The sequence below is a fragment of the Bacillus sp. SIMBA_031 genome, assembly GCF_046535225.1.
Lineage (GTDB): Bacteria > Bacillota > Bacilli > Bacillales > Bacillaceae > Bacillus > Bacillus velezensis.
Genome location: NZ_JAWRXC010000158.1, coordinates 1 through 278 on the forward strand (window position 1 = coordinate 1; position 278 = coordinate 278).

Consider the following 278-nt stretch of genomic DNA (forward strand, 5'->3'; position numbering starts at 1 on the left):
GTTAAACTGCTCGCTTTCCTGCGCGGCGAAACCGAAGACGACGCAATCGATTATTTATTGGATACGTATGCGGCGGCGGCTGAAGGAGGCCGTTTAACGCTTCGACTCCCGAAATTAAAAGCCGTAACGAAGCCGGAGCCTTTAGCGGAATCGGTTCTCGCAGGCACAAAGCCGGGGCCTAACGCTTATCTGACGGGCCGAAGCATTGCAGTCGCGGTACAAGAAGAGGCCGGCGTATCGCTTGCCGGAAATGCAGTCGCGATTCCTTGGCGGCTTCC

1 pseudogene is annotated in these 278 nt (G+C 56.5%); it reads left to right on the top strand.

What is annotated here, in order from left to right:
* Positions 1-278: pseudogene (locus SB724_RS19885) on the top strand (toprim domain-containing protein); the annotation flags it as partial.